The following is a 20,409-nucleotide window of genomic DNA, read 5'->3' as shown; positions in this document are numbered from 1 at the left end:
GCCAGCAGCGCCAAGAAACACTCGATGCCTGCTACGCCCGCAACCCAAACAGATACCGACACAAGCCCACCGCCCCGGGATCACCACTCACTGCCGGCATCAACAACAAAGAAACCACCCCGCTGTCACAAACAGCTTGATAAATACCGCTATGGGCACTTTCTCGCCAGAAGAGGTCGTTCGGTAAGCGGAGCCTTCGGCGGGAGCCTTTACGGTGCCCGGTGGCGGATCGCCAAAGTCAGGGGGCAGCTGGGGCGGAAACGGCCAAGCTCTCCGCGGTCCTATGCCGGCACCTGCTCGTCCTGAACACGGCTGGCACGCACTTTGTTGCACGGGTCCGTGTCACGCAACCGCCTTCTCGACGAGCGCGCGGATCTTGGCCTCCGTCGCAGCATCCAGCGAGGTGATCGTCCACGCGACCGGGTGCATGTGGGCGCCCTCTTCACGTGCGGGGTTCACAACTTCGCCAAAGCCAAACGCGATGAAGTCCCTATCCGGTTTGATGTAGCAGATGTCCTTGCCGTCCTTTACATAGAACGGGAGTCCCCAGCGTACGATCGGCTCTAGCGAGGGCGCGCTCTCCCGGATGATGCTATGTAGGCGTTCTCCAATTTCCCGGTACTCTGCGGGGGCTTCACGGAGTTTGGTGAGAACAGCCGCGTCACCCTTCTTGGTGAACATCGTGTTCAAGCCTCCTTCGGATTGTCGTCAGGCAATTGTTGTGGCCGGCTGCGTGCGTCCGTGGACCACCGAAGGCGTCTGACCGACGGTGACAATCCTATGTCGCCAAGGTGGGGTAGTCGAGGCATACGAGGCAATCCGCGATCCGGCTGGGCTCTTCGTGGTCGACGGAGATGCGCTCCCAACCGGCGACGCGCAAGTCGGCACCCGGCGCCCCGGGTTCACGAGGGCCAACTGGGAGCAGACCACGATTCTAGAGTGATCAGGTCGTCCGCACCGGGAAGGAAAGCACCCTTGTTCCTGCGGCGCGGCAGCTGATCCCGGACAGGGGTTTGTCAGCACAGTGTGAGGTGGTCGAAGGGGATTTTTCAAAGCCGTTCCCGAGGCAGATGGTTGCTTCCTCAAGCTCATCCTGCATGACTGGGACGGCGAGCGCGCCACAGCCATCCTGGCCACCTGCGCCCGCTCGCTTCGGCCCGGCGGACGGATCACTGTCATTGACACCGTCGTCCCCGAGGACAGCAGCTTCCCGCTGCCAGTCATGCTGGATCTACACATGCGCACCATTCTGGGCGGCCGGAAAGAACCGCCGCCGAGCATGAAGAAATCTGGACCGTCGCCGGCCTGCGCCTGGAACAGGTCACCGCCACCTCGTCCTCCGCGCCGATCCTCCAAGGAACCTTGGCCTAAGCCCAACCGAGCCGGGCGCCGGTAACGATTGGCGCGCTGTCCCAGCCAGCCCAAGTGGTCGGTACTGAATGTCCGAAATAGTTATGCACGAGGCGTGGGATACAACCGCCAAATAGTGACCTCGGCTTCTCACCGAGCGGGGAAGCGCAGGCTGGACTGCGGCGTTGAGTGCTCATCCTGTCCCAGCCCAAGGCAAAGATGCCATTGGTGCATAATCCTGTGCCCTAACTTCAAGAACTAGGGCTCCGCTAGCACCTTCACCGTGTACCCGTCTCTCAGCGGTTCATCTCTGAAGCCGCGTGGCGGCTCCACGTCCATATGCAATTCCCGTGAAAGTCCAAATATAGGACCGGAGGGCAGGAACGGTCACTGCTACACTCTGCTCATGATCGGGCTTCCCTTCGCGGGAGACGGGCTGGTGCACGCCGGCCTGTTAGGGCTGGGAATCCTCGCAGCCTTGCTGTTCTACGCCTATGAGAAGCGCCGGCGCGGCCTGTCCGACCCGCGGTTGTGGCCCATTGCCGGTTTCGCTGTCGCCTTCGGGGCCATTGGCTCAAGGGTCCTCACGTGGGATGTTTCCCGGCAGGTCTCCTTCGCGGACTGGTGGGGCAACGGCGACCGCAGCATCCTCGCGGGCCTTGTGGGTGCGTGGTTAGGCGTCCATTTGGGTAAGCGGCTGACAGGTTACCGCGAGTCCACCGGGGATTTGCTTGCGCCCGCGGTCGCCTTGGCGCTGGTCATCGGTCGGGTGGGCTGTCTCCTCACGGAACTGCCCGGCACCCCGACGGGGGGAGCGTGGGGGATTTCGCTCACGCCCGGGCAGGCTGCGATGTTGGGCGGACCGCCCGGGGTAGGGCTCCACCCGTCCTTTGTCTACGAAATCGTGTTCCATGTGGCCGCATTCGCGCTCATGTGGCGTTATCGGGACCGTTTGCCTGGTCCTGGCGACCTCTTCATCTGCTACGTGACTGCCTACGCCTTGTTCCGGTTCGGAGTCGAATTCGTCCGCGGCAACGAGGTGCTCTGGCTGGGGATGAGCCGTCCCCAATGGTTCCTCCTGGTGATTCTTCCCCTGCTGTTCTGGCGGATGCTGCGGGTCTTCGGGAAACCACTCCGCCCGAAGTTGGAAGGAAAAGTGGCATGAGCGAGGACAACACCGACGTTCCCCGGAACCCGCCCTCACCGCCCCAGCAAGAGGAGCCGCCCTCTGAACCAAGACGCGGCTCCATGTGGCTCGGAATCCTGTTGGGGGCTCCTGCCCTTTATGCCCTTTACTTCGGGACAACAAGGGGTATCGCTCCGGATGAAGGGTATAAGACGTTCCTCGCTGGGCCTGCAGCGTTCATACCTATCGCTGCGTATCTGGCGGTAGCCGTTGTGCTGGCGGTCCGGCCAGGCACGTCCCGGTTGGGTGCGGGGCTGCTTATTGGCCTGGGGATCTTCACCCTCCTCGGCGGTGGGATCTGCGTCGGAAGCCTCGCGCAGATGAGAGGCCAGAGATGAATCCGTCCTCGTTCTCTTCCCGGCCGGCGCTGCCCGGTCCCGGCCAGCCGCTGCGCGGGGACCGCATCCACCGGTACGTCACAGCCTTCTGTCCCGCCTGCCACGAGACAAACCCCCCGCTCGCGCAGGTGCGGCGCCTCTCCGGCGTGCTGCTGATCCGCGATGACCGGGTCTGGCTCGAACGCGGCTGCCCGGACCACGGACTCGTCAGCACGTTGTACGACGAGTCTCCGGAAATTCTGCGCTACCTGGAGAAGTGGCAGGCGCCGACTAAGCAACACATCCCGGACCAGGCCAGCAATTACCGCCAGGTACCGGAGGCTTACGCCTACGGGCTGCCCGCCATGCAGACGCAGCACACGTGCATCCTCCTGCAGGACATCATCGAGCACTGCAACCTGCGCTGCCCCACCTGCTTCACCGCCTCCGGCCCCCAACTGCAGGGAGTGGCACCGCTCTGCGAGGTGCTCGCGAATATCGACACCCGGCTTGCCCGCGAAAACGGGCGGCTGGACGTGCTGATGCTCTCCGGCGGCGAACCGACACTTTATCCCCATCTGGGCGAACTTCTGGATGAGCTCGTCGCTCGGCCGATCGTTCGGATCATGGTGAACAGCAATGGCATGCTGATAGCGACCGACGACGAACTGCTCGCACTGCTGGCCAGGCACCGGGACCGCGTAGAGGTGTACCTCCAATACGACGGCCCGTCCAAAGGAGCATCCATCCACCACCGAGGGGGAGACCTGACCCGCTTCAAGGACATGGCCATCGCGCGCCTGTCCGAGGCAGGTGTTTTCACCACCCTGACGATGACAGCGACACTGGGCGTCAACGACGGTGGGGTGGGCGCCGTCGTGATGAGGGCTTTGGAAACCCCGTTCGTGGGCGGGGTTGCGCTTCAGCCGGTGTTCGGTTCCGGCCGGGGGCACGGCATCGACCCCCTGGACAGACTGACCCATACGGGGGTACTCGATAGGCTCGCGGAGCAGACCGGAGGGGTGGTCTCATGGCACGACCTCACAGCACTCCCGTGCTCACATCCGCACTGCGCGTCCGTGGGCTACATGCTGAAGGACGACGCAGGGGTCTGGCGTTCGCTGACAGCCCTCATCGGGCACGATCAGCTGCTCGCCTGGCTGGAACTCAATCCTGACAGCATCGCCAACCGCATCGCCGACAGCGCGATCCCGCTCGAGCTGCGCAACCTTATGAAATCCTCCCTGCTGGACCTGCTGAGCGAGCAGTCCTCGATGTCCCACCCGCGGACAATGGATCTTTGGAAGAACATCTGCACCCAGTGCGACCTCGGCATCGGCACACTCGCCACACTGGCTGCCGGCAAGCTCCCGGGCCAACAACAGCGGCTGCGCCGGCTGCTCGCCGAACGGATCACCCGCATCATGGTCAAGCCCTTCATGGACATCTCCACCATGATCGAGGAACGGCTCACGCAATGCTGCGTCCACGTGGGCACAAAGAGCGACGCCGGCGATCACCAGTGCGCTCCGTTCTGCGCTGTTCAGGCGTGGCCGGCCTTGGCCAGACAACGTATGAGCACAGCAACGGGCCGGGAGCTTCTCCCCGTCCGCCAGGTCGGAGTCAGCGATAGGGAGGAATGATGAGTTCCGCTTCTGATGCCCGGCGTATTGCAGCCGGGCCATTGCCGTCGCAGCTGGTGCGCTCCAAGCACGCAGTCCGGCACGGACACAGGCCTGACCCTGAAACGGATCCGCAGTCCCCGCCGCCCGTCGATCCGCTGCGGCTCTGCATCTTCGCGACCGTTGCCCTGCTCGGCTGGGCAGCCGGTCCGGTGGCAGTAGCCGTGTTCGCTGCAGTCGGATTCGCAGGCTATTGGAAAGCGCGACGGAGGGGCCTGACGAGGTCTAACTGTTACCTGCGCGATACGAGGCTGGTCCTAGCCTACCTGGGCGTCCTGTTGGCGGCTGGGTTGTGGGGGATATATTCGCTGGCAGTTCAACTTTTCGGCTCGTAGACGCCTCAGGATGTTGGCAGCAGCCACCGGAGACTGGGTATCCAGGTTCTCCCATCCCGGCTCCGCTTGTAGACGCTCGGCGATTGAATGAAGCTCTGCGATGATCTGCTCGCTCTTCCACGATGCCCAGAGAAAGAAGGCAGTGACTAGGGCGACAGCACCTGCCGCCACAGCGAGCCATAATTTCGGCTCCTGCTCATTCCCACCCTGCTGTCCACGGCATGCCTTCAGTTTCAATCCCGGATCTTGTCCTCACGATAGCTGCTGACCCACTCCTGTAGCCGGTCGGTGCTCCAGGTCGGGGTGGCGACCAAGAGAACTTCCGGAGTCCTTGGTCATCGCGCCCGCCCAGATGCATTTCTGAAGCGTCCTGTGTACTGTGCGGCTGTTCATTTCGAGCTGTCCGGCTCGCTGCGCCAACAATTCTCCGGACTCAGGGATGATGAGCTCCGTCGCTACCTTTAGATCCATGCCATCAACGTGACACAGCCTGCGAAGCCCGTAGCCGTCGTTCCCTTAGAACAGCGGCCAGGGCACCGCCGACATCTCACCGCTCGGAGCCGGAAACCTCCCTGCCAAGCGCAACCGGGCGCAGCGCGCGGCGAGCGAAGCGATTTCTTCGACGCTGAGCAAGTGCGCCAGGTCTCGGCCCAGCCCACCGTGCAGTCCTTCGCTGACACGATCGATGCCGTCGCGTTCCTCGGCGGTCAGGGCGTCTCCCAGCCACCCCCACAGCACCGTGCGCAGCTTGTGGTCACGGTGAAAGGTGAGCCCATGGTCCACACCATGCCGGTGTCCGTCTGACATGGCCAGGATGTGATCGCCTTTGCGGTCGGCGTTGTTGACGACCATGTCGAACACCGCCATGCGTCTGAGCGCAGGCGAGTCTTCGTGAACGAGGGCGACCATCCGTCCGTTCTCATCTCGTCCCTCGAGAACGTGTTTCCAGCCCGTCTCCGGCACGTGGTCCGTCGCGACCAGGGTCACGGCGCTTTGGGCGGGGTCTGGCTCCTGCCAGAGCTGCACCATTCCTTCGCCCATCGGACCATCGCGCAGCCAGGTGTGCGGCACGACGTCCCAGCCGAAGACCTGCGAGACCAGGTAGGCGGCCACCTCCCGGTGAGCCAGGGTGCCGTGGGGAAAATCCCACAGCGGACTTTCGCCTGCTATCGGCTTATAGACGACCACCACGTCGCCGATGCTGCCCAGAAATGTAGCGTTTGAAGCCGTCGTGATGCGGCCGGTGAGCGTCAGCTCGGCGGTCACTAGGTCCGGCGCTGGCATCAGACCTCGGGAAGGGTGCAGATGTGCCCGTCGGCGTCTATGGGGTAACCGCAGAGCGAGCACGTCGGACGCCCGGCGCCCACGATCTCACGGGTGCGCTTGGCGAATGCGCGGGCGGTGCCGACCGGCATTCGCACCAGCAGCATTTCGGGCTCGTTAGCGCCGTCCTCATCAAGCGATGCGTCGTTGTCATCAGCATCGACATCGGCGATGGGGTAGGCCTCTACTACGACCTGGGCCGTGGTTGGGTCCCAACCTAAGCTCATGGCGCCGGTGCGAAACTGCTCCTGAACGGCCTCGAGCTGGTCGTTGTCGACAAGTTCAATGGGAGTACTCGTGGGAACGCTGAAGGGGTTGCCCTCGACCGTGATGAGCTGGTCGAGAATTTCGTCGATCTTCTCCGCGAGCAGAGCCGACTGCTGCTTCTCCAGGGCAATACTCACGATCTGCGTCCCTGCGCGCACCTGAAGGTAAAACGTGCGCGCCCCCGGAAGGCCAATGGTGCCGACGACGACCCGATCGGGCCAGGCAAACTCGTGAACACGTGTAGGCATGTCAGTATTTTAGGCACATGAGGTTCATGGTGCCTTTTGCCCTGCACCGCCGCCCACCGGCGCTTCGCCGGAGTGGGTGCCGTTCGACAGCCACGACAGATCACCCGCATCGGTGTTGGTCGCGTAGACGCTCGGCCGACTAGCGCCGTAGCGCACGATCGATACGGAGGCGGGGCCCACGTTAATACGCTGGAACAGGTCAAGGTGCATGCCGAGCGCGTCGGCGAGGATTGACTTGATGATGTCACCGTGACTTACCGCCACCCACACCGCCCCTGGCCCGTACTCGGCTTCGAAGGCTGCATCGTGGCGTCGAATCGCTGCCACCGACCGAGCCTGCATCGCGGCCATGGATTCACCGCGGGGAAAGACGACGGCGGACGGTCGCGACTGCACAACCGGCCACAAATCCTCGGTCGCGAGATCACTGAGCGTGCGGCCCTGCCACTGGCCGTAATCGCACTCGGTGAGATCGGGATCGACCGGCGCGTACGGCGTGCCAGCCTGGCGATCGAGGGATGAGCTGGGCGGTCTGCTGACAACGCTCAAGCGGGCTCGACACCACCCCGACCACGGGCACGGCCGCGAGCCGGTCTCCGGTCAGAGCCGCCTGGTCGCGCCCGATCTCGTCCAGGCTGACGCCGACGGCCCGACCGGCCAGCAGCCCAGTGGCATTGGCTGTGGTGCGGCCGTGCCGCACGAGAATAACTGTCGCCATCCCCCAAGCCTAACCACCCGCTCGATGGCGGTGTGAACCGTACCGGGTCGCGCGTCGAACAGGCAGACAAAGCACTGGCGGAACACTTCAAGCACGCCGACGGGCTCAAACCCGCCCAGACGGACTCGGCACGCATTGACCAGCTAATGGACGACGCAGCAAAACCGGAAACCGGCGGCCAGAACCCCGGCCGAAGTCGACCCCCGCATGGAGGACGTCCGGTGTCCGCTCCGCGTCGGATCCAGAAGTTCCCGCCATCTCAGAGCGGGTCGTGTGCCATCGGTTGTGATGGACCACACCTACCCCGCGCTGTGCGCCCAGAACCAGGGCACCGCACTCTTTGTAAAAGCCCCGGCTTTTGTGGAGACGGGGACTAAATTTATCGGTGTAACTCCAGAGAATTAGGAGGTAGCCGTGACTGATGTGGTTGATGAGGCGAAGGGTGTTGCCGGGCCCGTTCCGGCGGGCGCGGTGGATGAGCAGCTGGTGCGGCAGCTGAGCGAGCGGGCCCGTGAGGAGGGCCTGCGGCTGACCGGTGAGGGCGGGCTGCTGGCGCGGCTGACGAAGATCGTCGTTGAATCGGCGCTGGAAGGTGAGATGGAGGATCATCTTGGCTACGCCCGGCATGATCCCGCTGGGCGGGACGGCGGGAACTCGCGAAACGGCACACGGTCCAAGGAACTGCTGACCGAGGCCGGACCTGTGCAGATCGCGGTTCCGCGGGACCGAGACGGCTCGTTCGCCCCGCAGCTGGTCAGGAAACGGCAGCGCCGGCTGTCCGGTCTCGATGACCTGGTCATTTCACTGTCCGCCAAGGGGCTCACTCATGGGGAGATCTGCGCCCACCTGCTCGGACGCCGGCGGGTTTTCGTGTTCGGGCTGGTGGTGTTCTCGATCGCGTCGCTGCTGATCGGACTGTCGCCGTCGGGCTGGTGGGCCATCGCCGGCCGCGCCGTTCAGGGTATTGGGGCTGCGATCGTCGCGCCCGCCTCGTTGTCCCTGCTCACGCTTCCGGAGGGCCGTGGGCGCACCCGTGCTGTGGCGTTGTACGGCGCTACCGCAGGGATTGGTGCCAGTCTCGGGCTGGTCATCGGCGGGGCGCTGGCCCACTGGATCTCCTGGCGGGCCGGGTTCTTCGTCAACGTACCCATTGGCGCCGCGATGATCGCCCTCGCACCGCGGTTCATCCCGGAAACAGGCCGGGCAAGCGGCCGCTTCGACGTATTCGGCGCGCTCAGCGCCACACTGGGTGTCGGCGCTCTCGTGTTCGGCATCGTCAACACCGCCGACGCCGGCTGGACGTCGCCGGCCACGCTCACGGCTGTCGCCGTAGGCGTCTTCCTTCTCATCGCGTTTGTCCTGATTGAACGCCGGGCTGCCCAGCCGATCATGCCGCTCCGTCTGTTCGCGAGCCGCCGCCGCACCGGCGCCTACCTTGCCCGCTTCCTGTACCTGGGCGCTATGATCGGGTTCTTCTTCATCACGCAGTTCCTACAGGAAGTAGTTGGCTTTGACCCGCTGCAGGCCGGCATGGGATTCCTGCCCATGACCGCAGTCAACTTCGCTGTTGCAATGAGTATCCCGCGGCTCGTGGGCAAAGTGCCGGGTTCAATTCCACTCGTGGCCGGCGTGCTGCTCACCCTTGCCGGGATGTTCTGGCTCAGCCGAGTCGGTGTCGACTCCGGCGACGTGACCGGGGTGGCCCTGCCGATGGTCCTCATTGGCGCGGGCCAAGGTCTCGCATTTGCGCCGCTGACCTCCTTCGGCATCATCGGCGCCCCCGCGGCCGACGCCGGGGCGGCATCGGGCCTGGTGAACACCTTTCACCAGGTTGGTACCTGCCTTGGGCTTGGCATTGGGGTCGCGGCGGCAGCGACCGTCCCGACTAGCGGTCCCGCCGTAGCGCATCTGGCCTCGCAGGTCAGCGTCGCCCTCACGACGGGCAGCATACTCCTGCTTCTGGCCCTGGTCGTGACGGCAGCTTTCATCCTGCCCGCCGATCTTGCCGCCCACCGCACAAAGAAACAGCCCGGGACCGTACCTGCACCGCAGGTCCAACAGGTCCGTTGAACCAGCAATGCCATCCACATCAAGGGGGGTACTGACGTGCACTCCCACAACGCCACGCATCTCAATACCGTGAAAGGCATGGACATGGAACTAACACTTAACAACGGCGTCACGATGCCAGCCCTCGGTCTGGGCGTCTTCCAAAGCGCCCCGCAGCAGACCACTACGGCCGTCGAGGCAGCGCTTGCGACCGGCTACCGGCACATTGACACTGCCGCCGCGTACGGCAACGAGCGGGAGGTCGGCGAAGGCATCCGAAACGCGGGCCTGGATCGTTCGGAGGTGTTCATCGAGACCAAGATCTGGGTCAGTGATTACGGCTACGACCAGACCCTGCACGCGTGGGAGAAGGCGGTGGGCAAACTCGGCGTCGACTACCTGGACCTGCTCATCCTGCACCAGCCCGCCCCCGACCGGTTCGAAAAAACCATCTCCGCCTACAAGGCCCTGGAGACCCTGCTCGCCGACGGGCGCGCGCGGGCGATCGGCGTCAGCAATTTCATGCCCCACCACCTGAAGCAACTGCTCGACTCGACCGACATCATCCCGGCCGTGAACCAGATCGAACTGCACCCCTACTTCACCCAGCCGGACGTACAGGCGGCCGACGCCCAACACGGGATCCTTACCCAGGCCTGGTCACCGATCGGCGGCATCACCTTCTATCCCGGGTGGGGCGGCGAGGACCGCCGGAACGTGATGGAAGACCCGACGATCGCCGCCATCGCGCGAGCCTGCGGCAAGAGCCCGGCGCAGGTCATGCTCCGCTGGCACCTGCAGCAGGGCCGTTCAGCCATCCCCAAATCAACCAATCCGGTACGCATCGGCGAGAACTTCGACGTCTTCGGTTTCGAACTCAACGCCGACCAGCTCGCCGCCATCGACGCGCTCGACACCGGCATCCGCAACGGACCGGACCCCGACGAGGCCCGCGAAGAGCGCTTCGCGATGGTCATCCCCGAAGCTTAAGACAGAGACAAGGAACCACCATGGACTGCCGTCCCCTCGGCCGCACAGGCGTGCAGGTCAGTCCCTTGTGCCTGCGTGCGATGATGTTCGGCCCCTGGGGCAACAAGGACACCGCCGATTCCATCCGCATCATCCACCACGCCCTCGACGCGGGCATCAATTTCATCGACACCGCCGACGTCTACTCCGACGGTGCATCCGAAGAAATCGTAGGACAGGCACTGGAAGGTCGGCGTGATGACGTGTTCCTTGCCACGAAGTTCTTCATGCCAATGAGCGAAGAAGACCCCAACCAGCGCGGTGGGACCGCCGCTGGATCATCCGCGAAGTCGAGAACTCCCTCCGGCGCCTGAACACCGACTACCTCGACCTCCACCAAGTCCACCGGCCCAGCCCCGATACCGACGTCGAGTGACCCTCGGGGCCCTCACCGATCTCGTCCGCCAAGGCAAGGTCCGTTACATCGGCACCTCGTCGTACTCGGGATCCCAGATCGTCGAAGCCCAGTGGGCATCCCGGGACCGCCACCTGGAACGGTTCGTCACCGAGCAGCCGCCCTACTCGATTCTCGTGAGGGGCATCGAGGAAGACATCCTCCCGACGGTGCAACGCCACGGCATGGGCACTCTCACCTATAGCCCGCTCAGCGGCGGGTGGCTCTCAGGGCGCTGGCGCAAAGACTCAGCGTCCGCACCCACCTCCTCCGCGCGTCCGCACGCCCGGTTCGATATGACAAGCCCGGCCAACCAGCGGAAACTCGACATCGTCGAAGAACTCGCCCAGCTCGCCGAACAAACCGGACTCAGCCTCATCGAGCTGGCCATCGCGTTCGTGATCAACCACCCCGGCGTCACTGCCGCCATCGTCGGACCGCGCACCCTGGAACAGCTCGAGTCCTACTTGCCCGCGGCCGACACTAAACTGGCACCGATGTGCTGGACCGCATCGACCAGCTCGTCTCGCCCGGAGTGACCGTCAACCCCGACGACAACAGCTACGGTACCCAGGAACTCACCCCAATGGCACGACGAAGGTGACAGACGTGACCGCATCGGCTGTGAGAGCACTCCATGATGCCCTCTGCGAGGCGATGGTCGCCGGGGACTTGGCAGAGTTGGCCAGCATCCTGACCGACGAATTCACCCTTACGCACATGACCGGATACGTGCAGTCAAAGTCGGAATGGCTTGATGCCATCGAAACCGGCCAGATGCAGTACCACCGGATGGAAACAGTCGAGGCCACCGTCAGCGCGGAAGGGACCACGCCCGGTTTGACCGCCCGCACACTCACCGACGCCACGATCTGGGGATCCAGGTCCACGTGGCGACTGACGTTGCGTTCCTGGTTCGAACCCCATGGAGACGATTGGGTCGTAGCGCGCACCGTCGCATCCACCTGGTAAGTCCGACGCAGCCCGTCGGTTTGGCGAGCGCAATAGAACACAATCGAAAGGAGATGTCATGGACGGCCTGGAAACCGTCGTGCTCCTGGGTGTGACCGTGCTCTCGGGCGCGATCCTGGCTCCCCGCGTCCGTGTCGCCGCACCCTTGCTGCTGCTGGTTTTCGGCCTTGTCCTTGGCTTCATTCCGCAACTGCGGCAGATCGAGCTTCCACCGGAGACGGTGCTGCTGATCTTCCTGCCGGTCATGCTGTTCTGGGAAAGCCTGACCACCTCGCTCCGCTCGATCCGGCGGGACCTGCGCGGCATCGTCTTGCTCAGCACTCTGCTGGTGGTTGCCACCGCTCTCGCCGTGGCGGGTGTAGCAAGCCTTTTTGGTGTGCCATGGAGTGCCGCACTCATCCTCGGGGCGGCTCTGGCTCCTCCGGACGCGACGGCGGTCGCAGCGCTTGGACGGATGCTGCCTCGCAGAAACTTCATGCTGCTCAAGGCCGAGAGCCTGACCAATGACGGCACAGCCCTGGTGCTGTACGCCATAGCCGTGGGTGCGGCACGTGGCGGCAGCTACTCGCCGGTCAATATCGCTGGCCTGTTCGCCATCTCCTACGTTGGAGGGGCGGTCGCCGGAATCGTGGTCGCAGGTGCGGCCTACCTGCTGTTGGTCCGGCTACGCGACCCGCTCATCATCAACATTGCCCTGCTGATCACTCCGTTCGCTGCTTTCCTGCTCGCCGAAGCCGTTGAAGCCTCGGGCGTGCTGGCCGTCGTAGTCGCCGGGTTGATCATCTCCTTCACCTCCAGCAGGATCAGCACGGCAGCATCGCGTCGCCAGACCGAATCCGCATGGCCTCTCGGTTCCTACCTTTTGAACGGCGCCTTGTTCGTGCTCATCGGCCTTCAGGTGCAGGCTGCCGTGCACGAAATCAACCCTCAGGACGTGGGACGGCTCCTGCTAACCACGGTTGCCGTTTGGCTGGTGCTCATCATCATCCGGTTCGTGTTCCAGACCGTGAGTGTCGCCGTCACCCGAATTCTGGACAGGCGCCCCTCCCAACGCCAGCGCCGGATGACCTACCGGGCCCGGGTCGTGAGCTCCATTGCTGGCTTCCGCGGGGCGGTTTCCCTCGCGATCGCGCTCTCCGTGCCATCGGCGCTTAATGACGGCACCCCGCTCTCGGGACGCGAGGACATCATCTTCATCAGCGCCGGCGTCATAGTGCTGACCATGCTCGTCCAAGGCCCTCTGCTGCCCGCCGTAGTCCGTTGGGCCAAGCTTCCCGATGAACCTGAAGAGGAGGAACTCCGCCTGGCCGAACTGGCCATTGCTGCCGCCGCCGTCTCCGCCGTTGACGAACTCGCCCACGAACTCAGGACCAGCGCAGAAGTCCACGTCCGCGTCGCGGACGAATATCGATCCCATCTGTCAGTCATACAGGCTCTGAAAGGTGGTTCCGTTCCCGAGACCACCAAGCAACATCAGGAAGAAACGACGCTCCGCCAAGCCCTACTCGACAGGAAACGCGAAGCACTTCTGGGGCTCCGCCTCGCTGGCACGGTCGATGACAGCGTCGCCCGGCGACTTCAGACCAGGCTTGATGTCGAAGAACAACGCCTGACCGGCGTCGAAACATACGACTGACAGTCCTCGGAACTGATCGCAGCTCATCACGGCAGCCGTGCTCACCGCTGGCGGAAACACCAGCAAGTAAGGAAATCATGAACATCGAACCCAATGCGCCGACAACCAAAAACCCGCCGGCCCAATTCGCTGGCGACGTGTGACTGGATCCAATCGCTGCGCCGCACGAGAGATTTGAGTCCTCCACCGCCTTCGATCCCAAACTAACGCTCAAGGGGAAATGGACGGTTCAGGTCAAATGGTCGAAGTCTCCTCGCGCCCACGCAGCGTGCCGTTGGGCGGAATCGTGCAGAACGGCCTTGGCTCCCGACGCGATTACATTGTTGAAGTTGCCGTGGATCCGGTCGAACTTGAGCTCTTCCAGCTGCGCGGCGATTCGCAACGCCACTGCGCCGGAAAGCGGCAAGCGATTCGGGTAGCTGCGCATGAATGCGATGGAGCGACGGTCTGGGTTCGGAAACACGCTGTCACCGGTCAGCAGAACTCCTCGGCCGCCCGCTCCTGCAGCCCAGTGCACCACCGCGCTGCCCGGGAAGTGCCCTCCGGTTTGGTGCAGTGTCAACCCTTCGGCGATGGTTTGACTGCCGGACCAGTATTCGATGACCGGATCGTTGCGCCCCAGCCATCGCCGGTCTGCGTCCGCCACAAGTACAGGGACGCCACCGAGCCGATGCGACCATTCGACCTGCACACCGAACATGTGCGGATGGCTGGCGGCGATCGCCAGGACCGGGCCGCGCTCGAGTGCTGCCTGCACAGCGTTGTCATCGACATATCCGACCGGATCCCACAGCAGCGAACCCTCCTGTGTCACCACAAGCTGAGCGGTCTGGCCGATCCCAACTTTTGGCTCCGTCTCGATCCCGACAAGTCCCGGCTCATTCTGCTTCAGCAATGTCTGCTGGCCCTCCTGCGCCAGCCCGTCCAGCGTGAGCCACTTTTGTCCGTCCTCGGGCACATACTGCCGCTCATCGCTGCAGATCGGGCAGACCCCCGGGGCAGGTTCGTCGCGTTCGACAGCGCAGGTTGCGCAGATCAGCATGGTCGGTCCCTTCTAAGCGTTGTGTGCTTCCCGCCTTCGGCCGCAGGCTGGCGTGCCCAGACTATGGCACGCGAAAGTGTCCTAGGAAGGGAACTCGTTGCGGTATCAATTGAGTTGGTGCACGGGTCACATGATTCCAGTCGGAACCAACAGGGCCCATGCCAGTGCGGGGGCAACCAGGACCACTCCACCGGCGTACATCATCAGCTGCTTGTAGACGCGTTGGCGGTCGTTCTCCCGGGCGTTGGCGACAACGAGGGCACCGTCGGTGGAGAAGGGGGAGACATCCACCACTGTCGCGGCGATTGCGAGTGCGGCGACGGTGCCCGAAGCGCTCAGTGAACTGGACGCCAAGAGGGGACCGGCCAGGGGGATGAATGCGGTCAGCAATGCCGTGGAGGAGGCGAAGGCTGAGCCGACGCCAATCACGTAGCAGAGGACCAGGGCGATCAGCAGGGGCGCGCCCAGGGCGAGGGCTTGTTGGGCGAGGGTGTCGATGACGCCGACGTGTTGGAGCAGTGAGACGTAGGTGATCATGCCGGCCACCAGCAGGACGGTAGACCAGGAGATGCCGCTGATGAAGGTCCGGTGTTCTTTGATGTTGATCAGTGCCAGGAGGAGGCCGGCAGAGAGGGCGACAAAGCCGATCGGCATGTGGAAGCCCAGGGTGCAGACGAGCATCGCAGCGATCAGCACCAGCGTGAGGATTTGCTGGCCGTGCGGACGCGTGGTGCGGGGCGCGTCAGCGTCGACGTGCTGGGTGCCTTCGCCGTCGCGCAGTTTGCCCAGGAGGGCAAACAGTACGACCGTCAGGGCTGAAAGGATGAGGTTGAGGGCGAAGCTGGCGGCAAAGAGTCCGCCCTGGGAGATGGGGAAGCCGTTTTTCAGCGCGATGTCGTGTACCAGCACGCCGGCAACGGACAGTGGGGAGAACCCGCCCGCGTGGGCTCCGTTGATGATGAACGCGCCCATGAGTACGGGGTGGATGCGCGATTCGTAGGCGAAGCCGATGGCTGCAGGTGCGAGAAGTGCGACGGCGGCGGGGGAGAAGGTGCCTAATGAGGTCAGCGCAGCAGCCATAAGAAAGAACACCCAGGGGAGCAGCAGTGTCTTGCCCCTGACGAGGCGCACACAGGTCTGCACGATGATGTCGATGGTCCCGTTCCGCTGGGCCATGCTGAAGAAGTAGGTGACGCCGATGATCGTCAGAACGATGCTGGCCGGGAATTCCTGGAGGATCTCCTTGTCGCTCATTCCGAGCATGAAGTAGCCGACGCCGAACGACGCCACCAGCCCCATCACCCCGATGTTCAGTGGCCATTTCGTGGCGACGACGAACATCACGACAAGTATGACGAGCGGGATGATCTGGGTAGCGGTCATGGGCGACTCCGATTCCGGGGTGGCCGCGGGGTTGAAAATGGCTCCCCCGAACACGAGGCCAACCAGACCGAGGATCGCGATCGCGGCTACCGATATCAGCAGGATACGGCGGCGACGGTTGGGGCGCTTGGGACGGTCTTCCCGGATTCTGCTCTCTGCCTCGGGAGCAGGCTGGTAAATAGTCTTAGTCATGATTGGTGGCTCCTCATTGAGTGGCTGATGCTAGTGAGGCTTCGGCAGCGCTGCCGAGAGCCTCCGGGACGTGGATGATGGTGGTGGCGATGGTGCGGGCCGTTCGGTCGACGCCGACCAGCAGGGTCCCGTCGCGCTCCTCGCTCCAGGTCTCGATCACCCCTGCAGGAGTGCGTAGTCTCAGCGTGGGCTGCAGAGTGTCGCCCGTGATGCTGTTTAGTACGGTGCCCGGGGTGCCGGCGGCGAGAGTCAAGGCGATGCTGCCGGTGATGGCCAGCGCCGGGTGGGGCTTGCCCATCGAGAGCATCATGACGTTGACGTCGCTGTCCGCGTCCGACTTGGTAGGGGAGGCGACAATCGCGAGCTTGGGGATGGCTCGGGCAGCTTCTGCCGTTGTTTGTACCAGCCCCATCCGGACGGCGGCCTGTCGACGGATATGCTCCAAAGTTTCCAGCTGCAATTCCACCCCGGCGACCCAGCTGTCGTACCGGGCTGGGTCCAGGCCGAGCTCTTCAGCACGGACCATCACAACCGGCGCTCCGGCGTCGACCATTGAAACAGTCCAGCGTGTTCCACCAGCGGTTATCGTGTCTGTCGCTGCACCGGTGGGCAGCAATTCTCCTGTGGTCTTGCCCGCTGGATCCTGGAAGCCGAGACCGACCCGGTAGCCGGGAAACGCAACCCCGGGCATCTGAGCTTCCGGAACGATGGGCAGGGCCCCTGCGGGAGTGGCGACCCGCTGGACGATGATCTGGCCGGTGTTGGTGTTGCGGGTGACGATCCGGGTGACGTCTCCGTGGGGGATCACCCATCCCTTTTCGATCGCGTAAAGGCCGACAACCGCGGAGCAGTTCCCGCAGTTGCTCCCCCAGTCCACTGCCGCCTCTTCGATGCCGACCTGAGCGAAGGTGAACTCGACGTCAACATCCTTGTCGGGCGTCCGGCGAAGGATCATCGCTTTGCTGGTTGTCGAAGTTGCTCCGCCGACACCGTCAATCTGTCTGGGGTCGGGACTCCCGAACAGCCGGGGAAGCAGATCGTCCAGGCTGGTGCGGGTTTCGTCCAGGTGCTCCGTTTCGAAGACCCAGCACTTGCTGGTGCCTCCGCGCATCCATTCAGCTTCTATCTTCATCGTGTTTCCTACATCTCTCCGTGCCGCGCTTTGGTCAGGGGCCTGATAAAAGAATGAGCCGGATCACAAATGAAGACAATGTTCAATTTTTGAGGGGGGATGTAGATATACTTAAGTCATTGGCATTCAACGCCCAAAGTTCCATTTTCCGGACCTTCTTGGACCAGATGTGTCCCCGCTGTCACGCAGATATCCTCGTGATTGCATAGATTGAACTAAACGAACAGAAGGGTGAACCATTGCTTAACGATGAAGGGCAGAATTTGTTCGACATCCGTCGCTTGGCCCTGCTGGTGGAGGTCGTCGAGCAGGGATCGATCACTGCTGCGGCTGAGTTGATGATGTACACCCCGTCGGCAGTTTCCCAGCAGCTGCGGAAACTCGAACAGGAGGTGGGGCAGCCGCTGCTCAACCGCCGCTCCCGTGGGGTTGTGCCTACCGAGGCTGGCCAGGTGCTGGCTGGGCACGCCCGCAAGATCGTAGGGCAGATGCGGGCAGCACAGTCCGACCTGGACCAGATCGCCGGTCTCAGACGCGGCTCTTTGACCGTCGGTACGTTTCCGACGTTGGCAGGGTCTTTCCTGCCCGTTGTTATCCGCGCCTTTAAGAAGCGATACCCGGCAATCGGACTCTCGGTGCGAAGCGCGCGCTTTGACGAACTTGTGTCGGACCTCGAGGCAGGAGTCACCGGATTGTGCCTGCTCTGGGACTATCCCTGGAATCGGTTCCAAGACGATTCCATCCGAGTAACAGAAGTCTTCCAGGAAAGCACTGTAATCCTGGTAGCCCGCGGGCACCCACTCGCCGACCGGGATGAGGTGAAGATGGAGGACCTGCGAAAGGAGTCGTGGATAGTTCGCGCGGAGGCCCACCCGGTGGTGGAGGTCCTTCAACGTTCCGCCCACGATGCCGGGTTCGAGCCGACCATTGGCTTCCTGGCCAACGATTACCAAGAGGCACAGGCCATGGTCAGCGTTGGAATGGGCGTGGCCATGGTGCCCAAAACTGCCGTGGCCCTCCAGCACCCTGACGTCAAGGTGCTCAGTCTCGGTTCTGTTGCCCCACTGCGACGGGTATTGCTGGCCCAACGCCAAGACAAGGTCTACGCCCCGTCAGAGGTCGCATTCCACACCACGCTCCTGGAAATTGCCCGCGAGCGAGCCCGCGATTATCTCTAATCGCATGGCATGGGGCTCAATGCCGGCAGACTGCTTGCCCCGTGGTTGCGGACAGCCTGGACAGGCGGCCGATCCGGTTCATTTAGTTGAAGCTGCAAGTAATCGAGTGTATCGTAGAAGGCGGTCAACTGCCCGCCACCGTGCCTGTGGCCGGTGATGGCCGTTCGTTCCATACCTCCCGCGGATCCGGGCGGCGCCCGAGCCGCACGCCGATTCCGGATCCCCTTAGCCCCAGGAGCTGATCCTCAGAATGAACACCACACTGCGCGACGTGCGCTCGCACGGCTGGGCCACCAATCCGGTTCCCGAGGCGGTCGCGCTCTTCCTGCATGGATTCGGCTCCAACGAGCACGATTTGGGCTCGCTGGCGCCGGCGCTTGGGCTGAACCTGCCCTGGGCATCCCTGCGGGCACCGATTGAGCTCGGCAATGGCGGGGCGGCATGGTTCTCGATCACCACCCCCGGAAACCCCGAGGCCGGGCCGGTGGAGAAAGCAACCGACGCCATCTGGGCCTGGGTCGAGACAAACGTGGACCCCGGCACCCACCTCGTGCCCATCGGGTTCTCGCAGGGAGGGCTCATGGCCAGCCAGCTGCTGCGCGCGCGGCCCGAACGGGTGGTGGCCCCCGTCGTGCTGGGCGGATTCGTGCTGGGCGCACCACAGCCGGGCGACGAGACGCTTCGCGGCAGTCGCCCGAGCCTGTTCTGGGGCCGAGGCTCCGAAGACGGAGTCATTGCCCCCGTTGCGATCACCCGCAGCAGCGAGTACCTTCCACGGCACACCTCGCTGATCGAGCGGGTCTATCCGGGACTGGCTCATGGCATCAATGCAACCGAGCTTGACGACGTGCGCGGCTTCCTCGCCGCCGAGGTCGGTCCCCAGGCGGTGGCCCGAGCATGAGCGCCGCCACCCCGTTCGAGATCGGCATCTTCACCTTCGGCGAGCTCACCCGCAACGCCGAGGGAAAGCCGATGGATGCCGGTGCGCGTACCCGCGACATCCTTGAATGGGCGCGGGTCGCCGACGAGGCCGGGCTGGATGTCTTCGGCGTCGGCGAGCACCACCGGGAGGATTTCGCGGTGTCCTCGCCCCCGGTCCTGCTGGCCGCAGCGGCCGCGCAGACCACGCGAATCCGCCTGACCAGCACAGTCACCGTACTCTCAAGCGCCGATCCCGTCCGCGTCTTCGAAGACTTCGCGACGCTAGATCTCATCAGCGCCGGGCGCGCCGAAATCACCGCCGGACGCGGCGCCTACCTGGAGTCCTTCCCGCTCTTCGGCCAGCCGCTGGAGCGCTACGACGAGTACTTCGAGGACCGGCTCGAGCTGCTGCTGCGGATCCGCGACGAAAACCCCGTCACCTGGAACGGAACCACCCGTCCGCCGCTGAGAGATGCAGGAATCTGGCCGCGACCGGCCCAGGCAGCTCTGCCGATCTGGGCTGCGGTCGGCGGGACGCCTGCCTCGGCGGTGCGTGCCGGAAAGCTGGGGCTGCCGTTGTACCTGGCGATCCTCGGCGGACCGGAGCGGTTCGCACCCCTGGCCGAACTGTATCGGCGCTCCGCCGCAGAGGCAGGCCAGATGCCTGGTCAGATCGGAGTGACCTCGCACTTCTACGTCGAGGAGACCTCGCAGGGAGCGAAGGACACGTTCTTCCCGCACTATTCGTCATACATCGGCCAGAACATGCCGCGCACGGGGCGGCTCGATCGTGCAGGCTTCGAGGCCTGGGCGGGCCCGCGCGGCGCGCTATTCGCTGGCAGCCCGGCCGAAATCATCGACAAGATCCTTTGGGAGCACGAGATTCTGGGCCATACTCGCTTCCTCGCCCAGGTCGGTCTGGGCGGCTTGTCGCAGGCGGCGACCCTGCGCTCCATCGGGCTGCTCGCGACCGAGGTGCTGCCCGCTGTCCGCGCGGCGCTGAAGCAATAGGGATTCCCGCGGAATCCGGACAGCTACAAAGTGGCGCTTCCGGC

16 protein-coding genes and 3 pseudogenes are annotated in these 20,409 nt (G+C 63.9%); 12 read left to right on the top strand and 7 right to left on the bottom strand.

The genetic code is table 11. The features are described 5' to 3' along the window. Positions 1-342 precede the first annotated feature (342 nt). Entirely contained in the window at positions 343-681 is a 339-nt protein-coding gene (locus AC1DDG_RS17635) for a DUF1801 domain-containing protein (RefSeq protein ID WP_476877064.1), read from the bottom strand. A gap of 376 nt (positions 682-1,057) precedes the next feature. On the opposite strand from AC1DDG_RS17635, the pseudogene AC1DDG_RS17630 reads away from it, so the two are divergent. The 4 genes and pseudogenes from AC1DDG_RS17630 to AC1DDG_RS17615 all read left to right on the top strand — a co-directional run. Next, a pseudogene (locus tag AC1DDG_RS17630) lies at positions 1,058-1,396 on the top strand (methyltransferase); the annotation flags it as partial. A 360-nt stretch (positions 1,397-1,756) separates the two neighbouring features. Beyond that, complete coding sequence (locus AC1DDG_RS17625; RefSeq protein ID WP_476877063.1) at positions 1,757-2,515, top strand: prolipoprotein diacylglyceryl transferase; 759 nt, start codon at positions 1,757-1,759, stop codon at positions 2,513-2,515. Then, positions 2,512-2,874, top strand: coding sequence for a hypothetical protein (locus tag AC1DDG_RS17620; protein WP_476877062.1), 363 nt, complete (start codon positions 2,512-2,514; stop codon positions 2,872-2,874). Before AC1DDG_RS17625 ends, AC1DDG_RS17620 begins: the two co-directional genes overlap by 4 nt. Continuing rightward, a complete protein-coding gene (locus AC1DDG_RS17615) occupies positions 2,871-4,496 on the top strand; it encodes a radical SAM protein (protein WP_476877061.1) in 1,626 nt (541 codons plus the stop codon). The genes AC1DDG_RS17620 and AC1DDG_RS17615 overlap by 4 nt, the downstream gene beginning before the upstream one ends. Before the next feature lie 890 nt (positions 4,497-5,386). On the opposite strand, the gene AC1DDG_RS17610 is transcribed toward AC1DDG_RS17615, so the two are convergent. The 3 genes and pseudogenes from AC1DDG_RS17610 to AC1DDG_RS17600 all read right to left on the bottom strand — a co-directional run bounded on the left by AC1DDG_RS17610 (position 5,387) and on the right by AC1DDG_RS17600 (position 7,426). Continuing rightward, complete coding sequence (locus AC1DDG_RS17610; RefSeq protein ID WP_476877060.1) at positions 5,387-6,154, bottom strand: SCO1664 family protein; 768 nt, start codon at positions 6,152-6,154, stop codon at positions 5,387-5,389. Further along, the gene (locus AC1DDG_RS17605; RefSeq protein ID WP_476877059.1) at positions 6,154-6,708 is read right to left on the bottom strand and encodes a DUF3090 domain-containing protein; all 555 of its coding nucleotides are present in this window, start codon (positions 6,706-6,708) and stop codon (positions 6,154-6,156) included. The genes AC1DDG_RS17610 and AC1DDG_RS17605 overlap by 1 nt, the downstream gene beginning before the upstream one ends. 24 nt (positions 6,709-6,732) lie before the next feature. Continuing rightward, positions 6,733-7,426 (bottom strand): annotated as a pseudogene (locus tag AC1DDG_RS17600) (histidine phosphatase family protein). A gap of 471 nt (positions 7,427-7,897) precedes the next feature. Between AC1DDG_RS17600 and AC1DDG_RS17595 the strand changes: the two are divergent. The 5 genes and pseudogenes from AC1DDG_RS17595 to AC1DDG_RS17575 all read left to right on the top strand — a co-directional run bounded on the left by AC1DDG_RS17595 (position 7,898) and on the right by AC1DDG_RS17575 (position 13,506). Then, positions 7,898-9,496 (top strand): MFS transporter, encoded by a 1,599-nt coding sequence (locus tag AC1DDG_RS17595; RefSeq protein WP_476877069.1) that lies wholly within the window; start codon positions 7,898-7,900, stop codon positions 9,494-9,496. An 84-nt stretch (positions 9,497-9,580) separates the two neighbouring features. Next, on the top strand, positions 9,581-10,465 hold the full coding sequence (locus tag AC1DDG_RS17590; RefSeq protein ID WP_476877058.1) for an aldo/keto reductase: 885 nt from the start codon (positions 9,581-9,583) through the stop codon (positions 10,463-10,465). Between the two features lie 20 nt (positions 10,466-10,485). Further along, positions 10,486-11,502, top strand: a pseudogene (locus AC1DDG_RS17585) (aldo/keto reductase). 5 nt (positions 11,503-11,507) lie between these two features. After that, on the top strand, positions 11,508-11,870 hold the full coding sequence (locus AC1DDG_RS17580; RefSeq protein WP_476877057.1) for a nuclear transport factor 2 family protein: 363 nt from the start codon (positions 11,508-11,510) through the stop codon (positions 11,868-11,870). A gap of 58 nt (positions 11,871-11,928) precedes the next feature. Further along, positions 11,929-13,506 (top strand): Na+/H+ antiporter, encoded by a 1,578-nt coding sequence (locus AC1DDG_RS17575; RefSeq protein ID WP_476877056.1) that lies wholly within the window; start codon positions 11,929-11,931, stop codon positions 13,504-13,506. 229 nt (positions 13,507-13,735) lie between these two features. Here AC1DDG_RS17575 and AC1DDG_RS17570 read toward each other — a convergent pair whose 3' ends face one another. From AC1DDG_RS17570 to AC1DDG_RS17560, 3 genes are all read right to left on the bottom strand, one after another. Beyond that, a complete protein-coding gene (locus tag AC1DDG_RS17570) occupies positions 13,736-14,548 on the bottom strand; it encodes an MBL fold metallo-hydrolase (RefSeq protein ID WP_476877055.1) in 813 nt (270 codons plus the stop codon). Positions 14,549-14,674: 126 nt separating this feature from the next. Beyond that, positions 14,675-16,123: an SLC13 family permease gene (locus AC1DDG_RS17565; RefSeq protein ID WP_476877054.1), complete on the bottom strand. Its 1,449-nt coding sequence runs from the start codon at positions 16,121-16,123 to the stop codon at positions 14,675-14,677. 13 nt (positions 16,124-16,136) lie between these two features. Continuing rightward, positions 16,137-17,255, bottom strand: coding sequence for a PrpF domain-containing protein (locus AC1DDG_RS17560; protein WP_476877053.1), 1,119 nt, complete (start codon positions 17,253-17,255; stop codon positions 16,137-16,139). 239 nt (positions 17,256-17,494) lie between these two features. On the opposite strand from AC1DDG_RS17560, the gene AC1DDG_RS17555 reads away from it, so the two are divergent. From AC1DDG_RS17555 to AC1DDG_RS17545, 3 genes are all read left to right on the top strand, one after another. Beyond that, positions 17,495-18,433, top strand: a complete 939-nt coding sequence (locus AC1DDG_RS17555; protein WP_476877052.1) for a LysR substrate-binding domain-containing protein — start codon at positions 17,495-17,497, stop codon at positions 18,431-18,433. 250 nt (positions 18,434-18,683) lie between these two features. Continuing rightward, entirely contained in the window at positions 18,684-19,334 is a 651-nt protein-coding gene (locus tag AC1DDG_RS17550; RefSeq protein ID WP_476877051.1) for an alpha/beta hydrolase, read from the top strand. Further along, entirely contained in the window at positions 19,331-20,365 is a 1,035-nt protein-coding gene (locus tag AC1DDG_RS17545) for an LLM class flavin-dependent oxidoreductase (protein WP_476877050.1), read from the top strand. Before AC1DDG_RS17550 ends, AC1DDG_RS17545 begins: the two co-directional genes overlap by 4 nt. The last annotated feature ends 44 nt before the right edge of the window (positions 20,366-20,409 follow it).

Source organism: Arthrobacter sp. 10L430 (assembly GCF_056395245.1).
Note: the sequence above shows the minus strand (reverse complement) of the source record. Positions and strands in the feature narration are given on the sequence as shown.

Excerpts from the sequence above, each read along its gene's own strand:
- AC1DDG_RS17570 (WP_476877055.1), bottom strand. The coding sequence starts at position 14,548 with ATGCTGATCTGCGCAACCTGCGCTGTCGAACGCGACGAACCTGCCCCG.
- AC1DDG_RS17560 (WP_476877053.1), bottom strand. The coding sequence starts at position 17,255 with ATGAAGATAGAAGCTGAATGGATGCGCGGAGGCACCAGCAAGTGCTGG.
- AC1DDG_RS17605 (WP_476877059.1), bottom strand. The coding sequence starts at position 6,708 with ATGCCTACACGTGTTCACGAGTTTGCCTGGCCCGATCGGGTCGTCGTC.
- AC1DDG_RS17620 (WP_476877062.1), top strand. The coding sequence starts at position 2,512 with ATGAGCGAGGACAACACCGACGTTCCCCGGAACCCGCCCTCACCGCCC.
- AC1DDG_RS17625 (WP_476877063.1), top strand. The coding sequence starts at position 1,757 with ATGATCGGGCTTCCCTTCGCGGGAGACGGGCTGGTGCACGCCGGCCTG.
- AC1DDG_RS17610 (WP_476877060.1), bottom strand. The coding sequence starts at position 6,154 with ATGCCAGCGCCGGACCTAGTGACCGCCGAGCTGACGCTCACCGGCCGC.
- AC1DDG_RS17545 (WP_476877050.1), top strand. The coding sequence starts at position 19,331 with ATGAGCGCCGCCACCCCGTTCGAGATCGGCATCTTCACCTTCGGCGAG.
- AC1DDG_RS17550 (WP_476877051.1), top strand. The coding sequence starts at position 18,684 with ATGAACACCACACTGCGCGACGTGCGCTCGCACGGCTGGGCCACCAAT.
- AC1DDG_RS17565 (WP_476877054.1), bottom strand. The coding sequence starts at position 16,123 with ATGACTAAGACTATTTACCAGCCTGCTCCCGAGGCAGAGAGCAGAATC.
- AC1DDG_RS17590 (WP_476877058.1), top strand. The coding sequence starts at position 9,581 with ATGGAACTAACACTTAACAACGGCGTCACGATGCCAGCCCTCGGTCTG.
- AC1DDG_RS17635 (WP_476877064.1), bottom strand. The coding sequence starts at position 681 with ATGTTCACCAAGAAGGGTGACGCGGCTGTTCTCACCAAACTCCGTGAA.
- AC1DDG_RS17615 (WP_476877061.1), top strand. The coding sequence starts at position 2,871 with ATGAATCCGTCCTCGTTCTCTTCCCGGCCGGCGCTGCCCGGTCCCGGC.
- AC1DDG_RS17575 (WP_476877056.1), top strand. The coding sequence starts at position 11,929 with ATGGACGGCCTGGAAACCGTCGTGCTCCTGGGTGTGACCGTGCTCTCG.